At 51.3% G+C, this 14,137-nt stretch carries 12 protein-coding genes and 1 riboswitch; of the genes, 4 read left to right on the plus strand and 8 right to left on the minus strand.

Going from position 1 to position 14,137, the window contains the following annotated elements:
- From KQP84_RS20640 to nudC, 6 genes are all read right to left on the minus strand, one after another.
- Entirely contained in the window at positions 1–663 is a 663-nt protein-coding gene (locus KQP84_RS20640) for a DUF1481 domain-containing protein (protein ID WP_215847933.1), read from the minus strand.
- A 70-nt stretch (positions 664–733) separates the two neighbouring features.
- Positions 734–1,006 carry a nucleoid-associated protein HU-alpha gene (hupA, locus tag KQP84_RS20645; RefSeq protein WP_215847934.1) on the minus strand — a complete coding sequence of 91 codons (273 nt, stop codon included), beginning with the start codon at positions 1,004–1,006 and terminating at the stop codon, positions 734–736.
- A 187-nt stretch (positions 1,007–1,193) separates the two neighbouring features.
- Positions 1,194–1,784 (minus strand): YjaG family protein, encoded by a 591-nt coding sequence (locus KQP84_RS20650; RefSeq protein WP_215847935.1) that lies wholly within the window; start codon positions 1,782–1,784, stop codon positions 1,194–1,196.
- 62 nt (positions 1,785–1,846) lie between these two features.
- Positions 1,847–2,515, minus strand: coding sequence for a deoxyribonuclease V (gene nfi / locus KQP84_RS20655; RefSeq protein WP_215847936.1), 669 nt, complete (start codon positions 2,513–2,515; stop codon positions 1,847–1,849).
- Positions 2,516–2,517: 2 nt separating this feature from the next.
- Complete coding sequence (hemE, locus tag KQP84_RS20660) at positions 2,518–3,585, minus strand: uroporphyrinogen decarboxylase (protein ID WP_215847937.1); 1,068 nt, start codon at positions 3,583–3,585, stop codon at positions 2,518–2,520.
- Between the two features lie 43 nt (positions 3,586–3,628).
- Positions 3,629–4,399: an NAD(+) diphosphatase gene (nudC, locus tag KQP84_RS20665; protein WP_215847938.1), complete on the minus strand. Its 771-nt coding sequence runs from the start codon at positions 4,397–4,399 to the stop codon at positions 3,629–3,631.
- 89 nt (positions 4,400–4,488) lie between these two features.
- Here nudC and rsd point away from each other — a divergent pair, with 89 nt between their 5' ends.
- The 3 genes from rsd to thiE all read left to right on the plus strand — a co-directional run bounded on the left by rsd (position 4,489) and on the right by thiE (position 7,831).
- Positions 4,489–4,995 carry a sigma D regulator gene (rsd, locus tag KQP84_RS20670; protein WP_215847939.1) on the plus strand — a complete coding sequence of 169 codons (507 nt, stop codon included), beginning with the start codon at positions 4,489–4,491 and terminating at the stop codon, positions 4,993–4,995.
- Between the two features lie 90 nt (positions 4,996–5,085).
- A riboswitch (TPP riboswitch) is annotated at positions 5,086–5,184 on the plus strand.
- 89 nt (positions 5,185–5,273) lie between these two features.
- Positions 5,274–7,202, plus strand: a complete 1,929-nt coding sequence (gene thiC / locus KQP84_RS20675) for a phosphomethylpyrimidine synthase ThiC (RefSeq protein ID WP_243080119.1) — start codon at positions 5,274–5,276, stop codon at positions 7,200–7,202.
- Positions 7,199–7,831 (plus strand): thiamine phosphate synthase, encoded by a 633-nt coding sequence (gene thiE / locus KQP84_RS20680; protein WP_215847940.1) that lies wholly within the window; start codon positions 7,199–7,201, stop codon positions 7,829–7,831. Before thiC ends, thiE begins: the two co-directional genes overlap by 4 nt.
- A 188-nt stretch (positions 7,832–8,019) precedes the next feature.
- Here thiE and KQP84_RS20685 read toward each other — a convergent pair whose 3' ends face one another.
- Entirely contained in the window at positions 8,020–9,486 is a 1,467-nt protein-coding gene (locus tag KQP84_RS20685; RefSeq protein WP_215847941.1) for an aminotransferase-like domain-containing protein, read from the minus strand.
- 174 nt (positions 9,487–9,660) lie between these two features.
- On the opposite strand from KQP84_RS20685, the gene KQP84_RS20690 reads away from it, so the two are divergent.
- Positions 9,661–9,849: a DUF1127 domain-containing protein gene (locus tag KQP84_RS20690; protein WP_215847942.1), complete on the plus strand. Its 189-nt coding sequence runs from the start codon at positions 9,661–9,663 to the stop codon at positions 9,847–9,849.
- Positions 9,850–9,900: 51 nt separating this feature from the next.
- Here KQP84_RS20690 and rpoC read toward each other — a convergent pair whose 3' ends face one another.
- Entirely contained in the window at positions 9,901–14,124 is a 4,224-nt protein-coding gene (gene rpoC / locus KQP84_RS20695) for a DNA-directed RNA polymerase subunit beta' (protein WP_215847943.1), read from the minus strand.
- Positions 14,125–14,137 lie beyond the last annotated feature (13 nt).

The raw sequence follows: 14,137 nt of genomic DNA on the forward strand, positions 1-14,137 counted from the left end.
TCAAAAATCCGCTTCTTTAGGTTGCTCTGCGCAATCATCCTGCGAACTGACTCGCAACAACTGAACACCTTCCGGTGCTTCCAGCCATGAAACCATCAACGGCGCATGCGCGCTACGCTGCTGCTGCGCTAAAGTCTGTAACGCCAGTGCATCAAATGAAGGCGTCACATGCTGCCCTTCACAAGTTTGAATGACGTTGCCGCCTTGCCAATGGCCTTGCTTGAGAAACACGCGGCCACTTAACAGTGCATCACTCACTTTATGCATGCGCTGAGCGTCAAACTTATAGAGTTCGACTGAATCTGAGCTAACAGCTTCACGTCGTCCGGCAAGCTGCCGCTGCATAAAGTTGAGGCTGCCTTCCTGGTCAAAACGCAGCGTGACATCATCTGGCGTATCGCCGTTGATTTTTCGCTGCACGCTAATGAGCGAATCTTCAAGCCAGATATAATCCGTGGTTTCAACCGCATCGCCATTAAAAGGAGTAAAGATCGTACGTAAATGCGTTGCCTGATGGTCGCTATTCTTGCGCCACATACGCACGGCACCGCGATCGGCAAGATAACCACTGGCAGAAAAAGCAGGAATATCAGGGGTCGAACTGCACCCAATAAGTAACAAGGAGAGAATCAGGGTGGGAAAACGCCGGAACAGCGGAGTCATGATGTTTAACCCCTTAAACAAAAGGGGCGAAAACGCCCCCTGTTTTAAAGCTTGACCGCAGTGCGACGTCTTACTTAACGGCGTCTTTCAGCGCTTTACCAGACACGAATGCCGGTACGTTTGCTGCAGCGATTTTGATCTCATTGCCAGTCTGCGGGTTGCGACCGGTACGCTCAGCGCGGTGGTTCACTTTAAAAGTACCAAAACCAACCAGTTGTACAGCATCACCATCTTTCAGAGACTCAGTGATCGCAGCCAGAGTTGATTCCAGCGCTGCCTTTGCCTGGGTTTTAGACAGGTCAGCTTTTTCTGCGATTACATCAATCAGTTGAGTCTTGTTCATAAGTTATCCTTAAAGTGTATTTATCGCTTGCTAAGCAACGAGTGCGAGGGAAAAGCCACAATCTGGCACTCTCCAGCCAGCACGCACCGATAGCCACAATTTTCAGCCCCCAAATGTAGACCAGACAGGGGGCCGATGTGAAGCCTCCAGGCGCGCTAATTCGGGCCTGAAGTCACGTTTTCTCGCCTTACTGCTGAAATTTTATACCGATGTTACTGATTCCCGCTTCACGCAGGTCCGATCGGAGTCCTTTGATTAATTCAAGGTCACGCTCTTCACAGTCCGCGAGCAGGCGAAAAATCTCCCATTGCAGGTCCCATTCATCGATTATTGCTGGGTTTTCACGCAGCTCTTCATCGGTCATTTCACGACCTGCCTGAGTCATTTCCAGCATCGCTATCGTGGTGATTGAGCTTTCGCTGACTTCAATGGCATGTTCCAGCGTCTCACCACTTAACTGTGCATGGAGCACTTCGCTTAATGCCACACAGGCATCGATAGCCGGATAAACGCCGTAAACCTCAAAAGCTTCGCCATCAGGAATAGCAGCTTCCAGCTTCTCAAGTTGGCTATCAAAATTAATCTTTGCATCTTTGACCGTCAGGTTTTCCCAAATCAAATCGAGAATACGACGGTAAAGTGCTGGATCGGCAAACTGCGTCTGCTCGCAAAAAGCCCAGTAATTGGGATACATGCGTTCGCACAGGCAAGCCATAAAGGTCAGGTGTTGCCAGCTTTCCAGCTTTGCCAGACGCAGATGAACGGGATTTTGTAACATGAAGGTGGCTCTTATTCGTTTAGCTGGCGGCAGTGTATCGTAAAAATGCCGCGTAAACAGCGTTAAAGCGTGTTTTGCCAACGCTGAAAGGCGGTACGATTTGAAGCGACAGCATCCGCCCAGCGCGTAGGCTCAGGCAAACGATAGCCGCGCGTACAGTTTTCAACCCAATGCAGCGCACTGTCCAGGCTAACACGATGCCCGGTCGCAATGAACAAGGGGTTACAACGCTGTTTGCTACGCCATACCCAACCGATTTGCTCACCTTTGTCGATCAGCGGCTGGCGGCTCCCCGGTTGTGGGTCAACGTCTTGATAACGACCACATAAGCGACGCTTAGCGACGCCAATCGTAGGAACATCCACCAGCAAGCCAAAGTGCGATGCAACACCCAGCCGACGAGGATGCGAAATACCGTGACCATCAACAAATAACAGATCGGGTTTTTGCTCAAGCATCTGCCATGCCGCCATTAACGCGGGATACTCACGGAAAGAGAGAAAACCGGGAATATATGGCATGGTGGTTTCGATACGCGCAATGCGATGTTCCACCAGCTTCAGAGAAGGATACTCAAGGATGACCAGAGCGGCACGCGTGATAGTACCCTCTTGCTCAAAGCCAACGTCTGCGCCGCCGATAAAGCGTGGCGGCAACACGTCAAAATCATCCTCACGCACCACGTCTGCGGCGCGTTGAAGCTGCTCGGCACGTAGTGCGGCAATATCCATATTTACTCCTGATGCCATGGACGAGATAAGCGATGCACGGCTTCAACAAACGTGCCCGCGTGTTCAGGTGGGACATCCTGATGAATGCCGTGACCCAGGTTGAATACGTGACCATCACCTTTGCCAAAGCTTTCCAGAATTCCCGCGACTTCCTGCTCAATACGTGCAGGTGGTGCATAAAGCATGGAAGGATCCATGTTGCCTTGCAAGGCGACTTTGTCACCTACGCGACGGCGAGCGTCACCGATATCAGTTGTCCAGTCGAGGCCGAGCGCATCACAACCCGTTTCCGCCATCGCTTCCAGCCATTGCCCGCCACCTTTGGTGAACAGCGTAATCGGCACGCGGCGCCCTTCATTTTCATGCAAAACGCTATCGACAATTTTATGCATGTAATAAAGCGAGAACTCGCGATAATCTCGACCCGTCAACACCCCACCCCAAGTATCGAACACCATTACCGACTGCGCACCGGCACGTATCTGTGCATTCAAGTACAAAATGACGCTGTCTGCCAGCTTGTTCAGCATCGCATGCAGCGTTGTGGGATCGGCGTACATCATCTTTTTGATTTTAGTAAAGGCTTTGCTGCTGCCGCCTTCGACCATATACGTTGCCAACGTCCACGGGCTGCCTGAGAAACCAATCAGCGGCACTTCGCCTTTTAAATTCTTACGAATAGTGCGCACAGCGTTCATAACATAACCCAGTTCCTGTTCAGGATCGGGGATCGGCAGGCGCTCAACATCGGCTCGACAGGTAATTGGGTTTGAAAAGCGCGGGCCTTCACCGGTTTCGAAGTAAAGTCCAAGCCCCATCGCATCGGGAATCGTTAAGATATCGCTGAAGAGGATCGCCGCATCCAGTTCATAACGACGCAGCGGCTGTAGCGTAACTTCGCAAGCCAGCTCGGCGTTTTTACACAGCGACATAAAATCGCCGGCTTCGGCGCGGGTCGCTTTGTATTCCGGTAAATAACGCCCAGCTTGTCGCATCATCCAGACCGGCGTGACATCAACCGGCTGACGTAACAGGGCGCGCAGATAACGATCATTCTTCAGTTCAGTCATTTTAAGGCTCTCTCAATTTCAAGCGCGTAGTGTAGCACTTTCCTTATGCTCCGGCGCGGCAGATGGCGACGGTATCTTCTATCAAGCGGCGCGCCACGGTGCCTGGCGGCGGTAGCATTGGCAGCGCGTCATAGCGGAACCAACCTGCATCCAGCAACTCTTTGCCGTCATGTTGCAGATCCCCGCTCTCATACTCAGCCATAAACGCCACCATCAATGATTGTGGAAAAGGCCAGGGTTGTGACGTCACGTAACGCACATTTTTAACCCGCACATTGCTCTCTTCCATCACTTCACGCGCCACAGCTTGCTCCAGCGTTTCGCCCACCTCGACGAATCCCGCCAGCACGGTATAAATGTTATTACGTTGTCGCGCATGATTCGCCAGCAGGATTTCATCACCCCGACGAATCGCAACAATGATACAAGGCGCGATCTGCGGGTAATAACGCTCACGACAATGACTGCACAAACAGGCAAATTCATGTTTGCTGCGGTTCATTTCGTGACCGCAATAGCCGCACCAGCGATGGGATCGATAAAACTCTGCCAGTTGAACACCGCGCCCAGCGAGTTGAAACAGGCCAACTTCTTCATCGATTAATTGACGTACCGAGAACATGCTTTCAGATCGCGCTTCGCAAATGAGCCACACTTTTTCACCCAGCCACTCGCCGATGACCTGACCTTTAGTGCCAGTCAGACCGAATTTTTCTGCAGGTCCATGCGGTAATTCACCTTGTGGCAGCCAAAGTTTTTGCTCATGGCTGACAACCCACCATCCAGCGTCTACGCTTGTGATCTCGAATTGCATTTTTTTCGTCATCCTTAGCGTCAAATGGCACGCTGAAGTCCTGATGTTAAGTGTGTAGATAAACAACTATAACTCACATGGAGTTAGATATGCTTAACCAGTTAGACGTCCTGGCCGAGCGCGTAGGTGGCAGCAACGAACTGGTGGATTCGTGGCTTGAAGCCCGTCGCCAACTCTTAGTCGCCTATTACCATTTGGTAGGATTGAAACCCAATAAAGAAGCTTTAACGACGCTGGATGAACAGGCGTTGGATAATTTTTGTCACGGCTTGGTGGATTACCTTTCTGCCGGACACTTCAATATTTACGAGCGCATTATTAGTGAAATGAGTGGCGACAGTCCGATGATTGCTGCTGCGCAGATCTATCCGCCGCTTGAAGCCAATACGGAACGTTTGATGCAGCTGTATGATGGTCATTTGCAACAGGCAATTGACGATGATAACTGCGTGACTTTCCAGAAAGCGCTTTCTGAAGTCGGCGAAGTTTTAGAAACCCGCTTCACGCTGGAAGATAAATTGATTCAGCTGGCGTGGGATCAACAGCTGGCGCGCCCGCCGGTCGCCAATGACAGCCAGATGGCTCGTCCCGCTTAACGTTAATCACATGTAAAAGTCTTGTGATTACCTAAAAGCCCTTTTATGCTGAACGGGTTTTGATGACGCCAGTCTGATAAACCCGTTTTTAATTTCTTGTCGGAGTGCCTTCGGGCTGAGACCGTTTATTCGGGATCCGCGGAACCTGACCAGGTTAGAACCTGCGTAGGGAACAAGAGTAAATTTTCTTAGTACGCTGGCACTATTTTTGTCCATCGTATCGCTTACTCCTTCCGAACTCCGGACAAGCAACGTTCCCCCTTAACTGGAAAATTGCTATGTCTACTTCGAAAACCAATCGTCGCGAACAACGCGCCCAGGCGCAGGAATTTATCGATTCCCTGCAAGGCGGCAGTGCATTCCCCCACTCTAAACGCATTTGGATTACCGGTAGCCGTGCTGACATTCGCGTGCCAATGCGTGAAATTCAACTCAGCGCCACCCAAATTGGCGGTACCAAGGACGAACCTCGCTTCGAAGAGAATGAAGCCGTGCCGGTGTATGACACGGCAGGCGCTTATGGTGATCCAGACGCGCAGATTGATGTGCATCGCGGTCTTGAAAAACTGCGTGCTGGCTGGATTAACGATCGCGATGACAGCGAAAATCTCACGCAAATTAGCTCGACTTACACGCAGCAGCGTTTGGCCGATGACGGTCTTGATCATTTGCGTTTCGAGCATTTACCTCAACCGCGACGTGCCAAGGCCGGTCGCCGGGTAACACAATTGCACTACGCGCGTCAGGGCATCATCACGCCAGAAATGGAGTACATCGCACTGCGAGAAAATATGGGCCGCGAGCGCATACGTGGTGAAGTGCTGCTGCAACAGCATCCGGGATACAGTTTCGGTGCTAATTTACCGGAAAATATTACGCCGGAGTTTGTGCGCCAGGAAGTCGCCGAGGGTCGCGCCATTATTCCCGCCAATATTAATCACCCCGAATCGGAGCCGATGATTATTGGTCGCAACTTTTTGGTGAAGGTGAATGCCAATATCGGGAACTCGGCAGTAACCTCCTCTATTGAAGAAGAAGTGGAAAAATTAGTGTGGTCAACGCGTTGGGGTGCTGACACGGTAATGGATCTCTCCACCGGCCGTTATATACACGAAACACGTGAGTGGATTTTGCGTAACAGCCCGGTTCCGATTGGCACCGTACCGATTTATCAGGCGCTGGAAAAAGTGAATGGCGTGGCAGAGGATCTTAACTGGGAAATCTTCCGCGATACGCTGCTAGAACAGGCTGAGCAAGGTGTCGACTACTTTACGATTCATGCTGGCGTGCTGCTGCGTTACGTGCCGATGACGGCAAAACGCCTGACCGGCATTGTCTCGCGTGGCGGTTCGATTATGGCCAAATGGTGCCTGTCACATCACAAAGAGAGCTTTCTCTATCAGCATTTTCGGGAGATTTGTGAAATTTGCGCCGCATACGACGTCTCGCTTTCGTTGGGAGATGGCTTACGCCCAGGTTCTATTCAGGATGCCAACGATGAAGCGCAGTTTGCCGAGCTGCATACGTTGGGTGAATTGACGAAGATTGCCTGGGAATATGACGTACAGGTAATGATTGAAGGCCCTGGCCACGTTCCGATGCAGATGATACGCCGCAACATGACCGAACAGCTTGAACATTGCCATGAAGCCCCTTTTTATACGCTCGGCCCACTAACAACTGACATCGCACCGGGTTACGATCACTTCACTTCCGGTATTGGCGCAGCCATGATTGGCTGGTTTGGCTGTGCGATGCTGTGTTACGTCACGCCAAAAGAGCATCTTGGCTTGCCGAATAAAGAAGATGTAAAGCAAGGCTTAATCACTTACAAAATTGCTGCTCACGCCGCCGATCTCGCCAAAGGGCATCCTGGCGCGCAAATTCGCGATAACGCCATGTCCAAAGCGCGTTTCGAATTCCGTTGGGAAGATCAGTTTAATCTGGCGTTAGATCCCCATACCGCGCGCGCCTATCACGATGAAACTCTACCGCAAGAATCGGGCAAGGTGGCGCATTTTTGCTCAATGTGTGGCCCGAAATTTTGCTCAATGAAAATCACGCAGGAAGTGCGTGAATATGCCGCACAACAAGAAGCCGCAGCGCAGCCGATTGAAATGGGTATGGCGCAGATGTCTGAAAATTTTCGCAGTCGTGGAGGTGAGCTTTATCACCCAGCGGATACGACTCTGGAGGAAAAATTATGAATGCATTTCCCACCACCTCACCACGTTTAGGGCTTTATCCGGTGGTTGATAACGTTGAGTGGATTGAACGCCTGTTGAAAGCAGGCGTGCGTACTCTTCAACTACGAATCAAAGATCAGCCTGATGAGGCAGTCGAACCCGCTATTGTTCAGGCGATCGCGTTGGGTAAGCAGTATCGTGCACGCCTGTTTATTAATGATTACTGGCGATTAGCCATCAAGCACAACGCGTATGGTGTGCATCTTGGTCAGGAGGATTTGGATGTCGCGAATTTGGCGCTGATCAATCAGGCTGGATTACGGCTGGGTATTTCCACGCATGATGATGCTGAACTGGATCGTGCACTTGCATTGCGCCCTTCCTACATTGCACTTGGACATATTTTTCCAACACAAACCAAAGAGATGCCTTCTGCGCCGCAAGGGCTGACTGAACTGAAGCGCCATCTGGCACGTTTGCAAGATATCCCCACCGTGGCGATTGGCGGTATCAGTATTGCGCGAGCGCCAGAAGTATTGGCAACCGGTGTGGGTAGCATTGCTGTGGTTAGTGCAATTACACAAGCAGCGGATTGGCGTGAAGCAACGCGAACCTTACTGGCATTGGCCGAACCGGAAGCGGTTATTTAATCGCATTCTGTAATCTGCTACGCATTAACGTTATTACTTCTGCAAACGAACAGATAAAGCTGGAAAGCCGCGCGCAGTGACGAAGTTAGTCACTGGCGCGTTTTTTGTTACTTGGTAGAGTTGTTCTCGCCAGACAACGTTGCCTGGCCAGGGCCAGTTTCTCCCTCTTTCTGGCCCTGCTTCCTCAACTACTTAGCTGCAAGGATTTCGATTTGTTGCTCTTGAGTAGTTTCGTGCGCACAGGTTGCCATAGCACGTTCTATTGCCTTGCCCACCAGCATCAATGCCTGCTCCGTTTTGTCCGTTAACGGCAGTCCATAATTCAGCCGCAGGCAATTACGATATTTACCCGACGCGGAAAACAGCGAACCGACAGCAATTTGGATATGTGATTCACGCAGTTCACGATTAAGGCGAACAGCATCAAATGCCTCTGGCAATTCGACCCACATCAGGAAGCCACCTTGTGGACGTGATACACAGATTCCACACGGGAAATAGTGACGCACCCAGCAATTAAAAGTTTCATAGTTGCGCTGATAGAGCTGCCGCATACGACGCAGATGCGGTAAATAATGTCCCTGCCGAATGAAATCGGCCACTGCATGCTGCGGCTGGGTTGCAGTAGAACCGGTGACGATATATTTCATATGTAATACTCGATCGCGATAACGACCCGGTGCAACCCAACCAACACGCAGACCCGGTGCCAGTGTTTTGGAGAATGAGCTGCACAGCAAAACGCGGCCATCCATATCCAAAGATTTGATGGTGGATGGACGTGGATATTCCCATGCGAGCTCGCCGTACACGTCATCCTCAATGACCGCAGCATCAAAACGCTGCGCTAAAGCCAGCAAGGCGCGTTTACGATTTTCGGGCATGATGAAACCCAGCGGATTATTACAATTGGGCACGACAACAACGGCTTTGATTGGCCATTGCTCAAACGCCAGCTCTAATGCTTCAAGGCTAATTCCACTCACCGAATCGGTAGGGATTTCGATGGCGCGAATACCAAAACCACGCAGCGTTTGCATAATGCCGTGAAACGAAGGCGACTCAACAGCAATGATGTCGCCCGGCTCACATACAGCGCGAATTGAAACCGACAAAGCTTCATGACACCCCGTCGTAATGACAATGTCTTCAGCGGTGAGCTGACAACCGCTATCAATTGACAGGCGCGCAATTTGTTCGCGCAGTGCAACGACGCCATAAAGATTGTCGTAGTTAAGTAGATACGTCTCCTGCTTTTGCGCCTGACGGCTAAAGGCTTTCCAGAGTGGCTTTAACGTTGACTGCGTTAGGTCTGGCATGCCGCTACCCAATTGCAGAATGTCATCTTCTAAACGGCTATCCAGCAACTCAAGCACCCCATCCCATTGCGTAATTTCTACTGGTCGCTGTGCTGGACGCGTCAAGGCAGGCATCGGCGGCGTTGCTTTTCTCGAGGCAACAAAATAGCCAGAGCGAGGTTGTGGCGTGATTAGCTGTTTCTCCTCAAGCAGATGATACGCCTGCTGCACGGTGCTAATACTGACGCCATGCTCAGCGCTTAACGTACGTACTGAGGGCAGACGTTCACCACTGCGATAAAGACCCTGTTCAATACGCTGAGCCAGCAGCGTTGCCAGATGTTGATAGCGCGTCATCGTATGCCTCACGTTAAGCGTATAAGAAATAATTCAATACAGATTGACGTTATTTTTACCATTCAGTTCGATTACATTGCAATCTGTATGTTAAATAAAGGTGATTTTTGAGTCTGTATCATTACAGTTTAGAAGCCGAAAATAACTCTCAGGCACATTACTGAGGGTAAGATCATGGGATATGAAGAGAATCGAGCAGCGAAACCTTTTTCAGGGACCCCACTCCTTTTGATACGCGTTTTATGGCATAGCTTTAAAAATTGGCAGCTGCGCCGCGAAACGCGAATAATATTGTCGAGGCTGAGTGATACTCAGTTGAAAGATATTGGTATCAGCCGCGATGAATGGAACAAGTTAAATTAAAGACATAAAAAAACCCTGCCGAGGCAGGGTTTTTTATTATGCGGCTAACGATTAATCGTTGTCGCTACCGCCGAGACCGGCGTTCAACAGTTCAGCCAGGCTCGCTGAGGCTTCATCCGCAGTGACCTGCGGTGCTGCCGGCGCTTCGCCAATCTGACGGCGACGTGTACGCTCCTGATGATAAGCGTAACCGGTACCGGCTGGGATCAGACGACCCACGATTACGTTCTCTTTCAGGCCACGCAGTTCGTCGCGTTTGCCCGCTACGGCTGCTTCGGTCAGGACACGTGTTGTTTCCTGGAACGATGCGGCAGAGATGAACGATTCGGTTGCCAGTGACGCTTTGGTGATACCCAGCAGGTCGCGCATAAAGGTTGCAGCAACTTTTCCGTTCGCTTCCAGTTCGCGGTTAGCGATCTTGATGCGAGAGAATTCTGCTTGCTCACCTTCCAGGAAGTCGGCACTGCCCGCGCTCTGGATGGTCGCTTTACGCAGCATCTGACGAACGATGACTTCGATGTGCTTATCGTTAATCTTAACGCCTTGCAGACGGTAAACTTCCTGCACTTCGTTAGTGATGTAACGCGTCACCGCATGAACGCCACGCAAGCGCAGGATGTCATGTGGAGATTCTGGGCCATCGGAAACCACGTCACCACGCTCAACACGTTCACCTTCGAACACGTTCAGCTGACGCCATTTCGGAATCATCTCTTCGTAATGCTCGCTACCGTCGACTGGTGTAATCACTAAGCGACGCTTGCCTTTAGTCTCTTTACCGAAGGAGATGATACCGCTGATCTCCGCCAGGATAGCTGGCTCTTTCGGGCGACGCGCTTCGAACAAGTCAGCAACGCGTGGCAGACCACCGGTAATATCCTTAGTACCGCCAGATTCTTGCGGAACACGCGACAGCGTATCACCCGCACTGATCTTGACGCCATCTTCCAGCTGAACAATCGCTTTGCCCGGCAGGAAGTACTGAGCTGGCATGTCGGTGCCTGGGATCAAGACATCATCACCGTTAGCATCAACAATTTTCAGCGCAGGACGCAGATCTTTACCACCAGCAGTACGCTCGGCGCTGTCCAATACCACCAGCGATGACAGACCTGTTAAGTCATCTGTCTGACGCGTGATGGTTTGGCCATCGATCATGTCAGTGAAGCGAATATAACCGCCCACTTCCGTGATAACCGGCATGGTATGCGGATCCCAGTTCGCTACAGTTTCGCCTGCAGCAACCTGCTCGCCGTCACCTTTCGCCATAGCAGCACCGTAAGGCACTTTATAGCTTTCTTTGGTGCGTCCGAATTCGTCGATCATTTTCAGTTCGACGTTACGCGAGGTGATCACCAGCTTGCCAGCAGAGTTCGTTACCGACTTAGCGTTGGTCAGCTTGATGGTACCTTTGTTCTTCACCTGAATGCTGGATTCAGCTGCCGCACGCGATGCCGCACCACCGATGTGGAACGTACGCATTGTCAGCTGTGTACCCGGCTCACCGATGGACTGCGCAGCGATAACACCGATCGCTTCACCTTTGTTGATGATGTGACCACGTGCCAGGTCGCGACCATAGCAATGCGCACACACACCAAAATCGGTTTCACAACCTACTACAGAACGGACTTTAACGCTGTCGACAGAGTTCTCTTCCAACAGGTCACAGATGTGTTCATGCATCAGCGTGTTACGTGGAACCAGAATATCTGCGGTGCCAGGCTTCAATACATCTTCAGCAGTTACACGACCAAGAACACGTTCACGCAGCGGCTCTTTAACGTCGCCACCTTCGATGACAGGTGTCATCATGATGCCTTCGTGCGTGCCACAATCGTCTTCTGTAACAACCAAATCCTGCGCAACGTCAACCAGACGACGCGTCAGATAACCGGAGTTAGCTGTTTTCAGTGCGGTATCCGCAAGACCTTTACGTGCACCGTGCGTCGAGATGAAGTACTGAAGTACGTTCAAGCCTTCGCGGAAGTTCGCAGTAATTGGCGTTTCAATGATGGAGCCATCTGGTTTCGCCATCAGACCACGCATACCGGCCAGCTGACGAATCTGTGCAGCAGAACCACGCGCACCAGAGTCGGCCATCATAAAGATGCTGTTAAAGGAAACCTGTTTCTCTTCTACGCCGTCACGGTTAATCACGGTTTCAGTAGAGAGGTTTTCCATCATCGCCTTCGCTACACGCTCATTCGCGGCAGCCCAGATATCGATGACTTTGTTGTAACGTTCGCCAGCGGTAACCAGACCAGACTGGAACTGCTGCTGAATCTCAGTAACTTCAGCTTCTGCTTCGGCAATGATTTCCACTTTCTTAGCTGGAATAACCATGTCGTCGATACCCACAGACGCGCCTGAACGGGCAGCGTATGCGAAACCGGTGTACATCGTCTGGTCAGCAAAGATAACGGTCGGCTTCAGGCCCAAAATGCGGTAACAGGTGTTCAGCATTTTAGAGATAGCTTTTTTACCCAGCGCCTGGTTGACGATGGAGTAAGGCAGACCTTGCGGTACGATCATCCACAGAATCGCACGACCAATGGTGGTGTCGATGATGCTGGTTTTCGCAACAAATTCTTCTTGCTCGTTTTTGCTGTATTCAGTGATACGCACTTTGACGCGTGCATGTAGCTCAGCCAAGCCAGCGCGGTATACACGCTCAGCTTCTTTAGGGCCGGTCAGCACCATGCCTTCGCCTTTAGCATTCACTTTGTCGCGGGTCATGTAGTACAGACCCAGAACAACGTCCTGAGAAGGAACGATGATTGGCTCGCCGTTCGCTGGAGACAGAATGTTGTTGGTCGACATCATCAGCGCACGCGCTTCCAGCTGGGCTTCCAGCGTCAGCGGTACGTGAACAGCCATCTGGTCACCATCGAAGTCGGCGTTATAGGCCGCACAAACCAGCGGGTGCAGCTGGATCGCTTTACCTTCGATCAGAACCGGTTCAAAGGCCTGAATACCCAGACGGTGCAGTGTAGGCGCACGGTTCAGCAGAACCGGGTGCTCACGGATCACTTCGTCAAGGATATCCCAGACAACCGCTTCTTCGCGTTCAACCATTTTCTTCGCGGCTTTGATGGTGGTGGCCAGGCCACGCAGCTCCAACTTGCCGTAAATGAACGGTTTGAACAGCTCAAGTGCCATTTTCTTAGGCAGACCGCACTGATGCAGGCGCAGGTATGGACCTACGGTGATAACCGAACGACCAGAGTAGTCGACACGTTTACCCAGCAGGTTCTGACGGAAACGACCCTGCTTACCTTTGATCATGTCAGCGAGCGATTTCAGCGGACGCTTGTTGGAACCGGTGATCGCACGACCGCGACGACCGTTATCCAGCAATGCATCAACGGCTTCCTGCAACATACGTTTTTCGTTACGAACGATGATGTCTGGCGCAGCCAGATCCAGCAGACGTTTCAAACGGTTGTTGCGGTTGATCACGCGGCGATACAGATCGTTCAGATCTGAAGTCGCGAAGCGGCCGCCGTCCAGCGGTACCAGCGGACGCAAATCCGGTGGTAATACAGGCAGCACGGTCAGGATCATCCACTCTGGCTTGTTACCAGACTGAACGAACGCTTCCAGCAGCTTGATACGCTTGGTCAGTTTTTTACGCTTGGTTTCAGAGTTGGTTTCGTTCAGCTCTTCACGCAGCTGCTCGCACTCTTGCTCCAGATCCATGTTTTTCAATAGGGCCTGAATCGCTTCGGCGCCCATTTTAGCGTCGAATTCGTCACCGAACTCTTCTAACGCATCAAGGTATTGCTCTTCAGTCAGAATCTGACGTTTCTCGAGGTTGGTCATGCCACCTTCGATAACAACGTAAGATTCAAAATAGAGCACGCGCTCGATATCGCGCAGGGGCATATCCAGCAGCAAACCGATACGTGATGGCAGTGACTTCAGGAACCAGATGTGCGCAGTTGGCGACGCCAGTTCAATGTGGCCCATGCGCTCACGACGCACTTTAGTTTGGGTTACTTCAACGCCGCATTTCTCACAGATCACTCCGCGATGCTTCAGGCGCTTGTACTTCCCGCACAGGCATTCGTAGTCTTTTACTGGCCCAAAGATACGGGCACAGAACAGACCATCGCGCTCTGGCTTGAAGGTACGGTAGTTGATGGTTTCCGGCTTTTTGACTTCACCGAAAGACCATGAACGGATCATGTCTGGCGAAGCCAGCGCAATCTTGATCGCATTAAACTCTTCGGTTTTAGTCTGCGCTTTTAGAAACTTTAGTAAGTCTTTCACGGATTAGCTCCCG

This window comes from Candidatus Pantoea bituminis (assembly GCF_018842675.1).
In the GTDB taxonomy this organism is placed as follows: Bacteria; Pseudomonadota; Gammaproteobacteria; order Enterobacterales; family Enterobacteriaceae; genus Pantoea; species Pantoea phytostimulans.

Bases quoted from the DNA above. Each gene is read 5' to 3' on its own strand.
- KQP84_RS20640 (WP_215847933.1), bottom strand. From the start codon at position 663: ATGACTCCGCTGTTCCGGCGTTTTCCCACCCTGATTCTCTCCTTGTTA.
- hupA (WP_215847934.1), bottom strand. From the start codon at position 1,006: ATGAACAAGACTCAACTGATTGATGTAATCGCAGAAAAAGCTGACCTG.
- KQP84_RS20650 (WP_215847935.1), bottom strand. From the start codon at position 1,784: ATGTTACAAAATCCCGTTCATCTGCGTCTGGCAAAGCTGGAAAGCTGG.
- nfi (WP_215847936.1), bottom strand. From the start codon at position 2,515: ATGGATATTGCCGCACTACGTGCCGAGCAGCTTCAACGCGCCGCAGAC.
- hemE (WP_215847937.1), bottom strand. From the start codon at position 3,585: ATGACTGAACTGAAGAATGATCGTTATCTGCGCGCCCTGTTACGTCAG.
- nudC (WP_215847938.1), bottom strand. From the start codon at position 4,399: ATGCAATTCGAGATCACAAGCGTAGACGCTGGATGGTGGGTTGTCAGC.
- rsd (WP_215847939.1), top strand. From the start codon at position 4,489: ATGCTTAACCAGTTAGACGTCCTGGCCGAGCGCGTAGGTGGCAGCAAC.
- thiC (WP_243080119.1), top strand. From the start codon at position 5,274: ATGTCTACTTCGAAAACCAATCGTCGCGAACAACGCGCCCAGGCGCAG.
- thiE (WP_215847940.1), top strand. From the start codon at position 7,199: ATGAATGCATTTCCCACCACCTCACCACGTTTAGGGCTTTATCCGGTG.
- KQP84_RS20685 (WP_215847941.1), bottom strand. From the start codon at position 9,486: ATGACGCGCTATCAACATCTGGCAACGCTGCTGGCTCAGCGTATTGAA.
- KQP84_RS20690 (WP_215847942.1), top strand. From the start codon at position 9,661: ATGGGATATGAAGAGAATCGAGCAGCGAAACCTTTTTCAGGGACCCCA.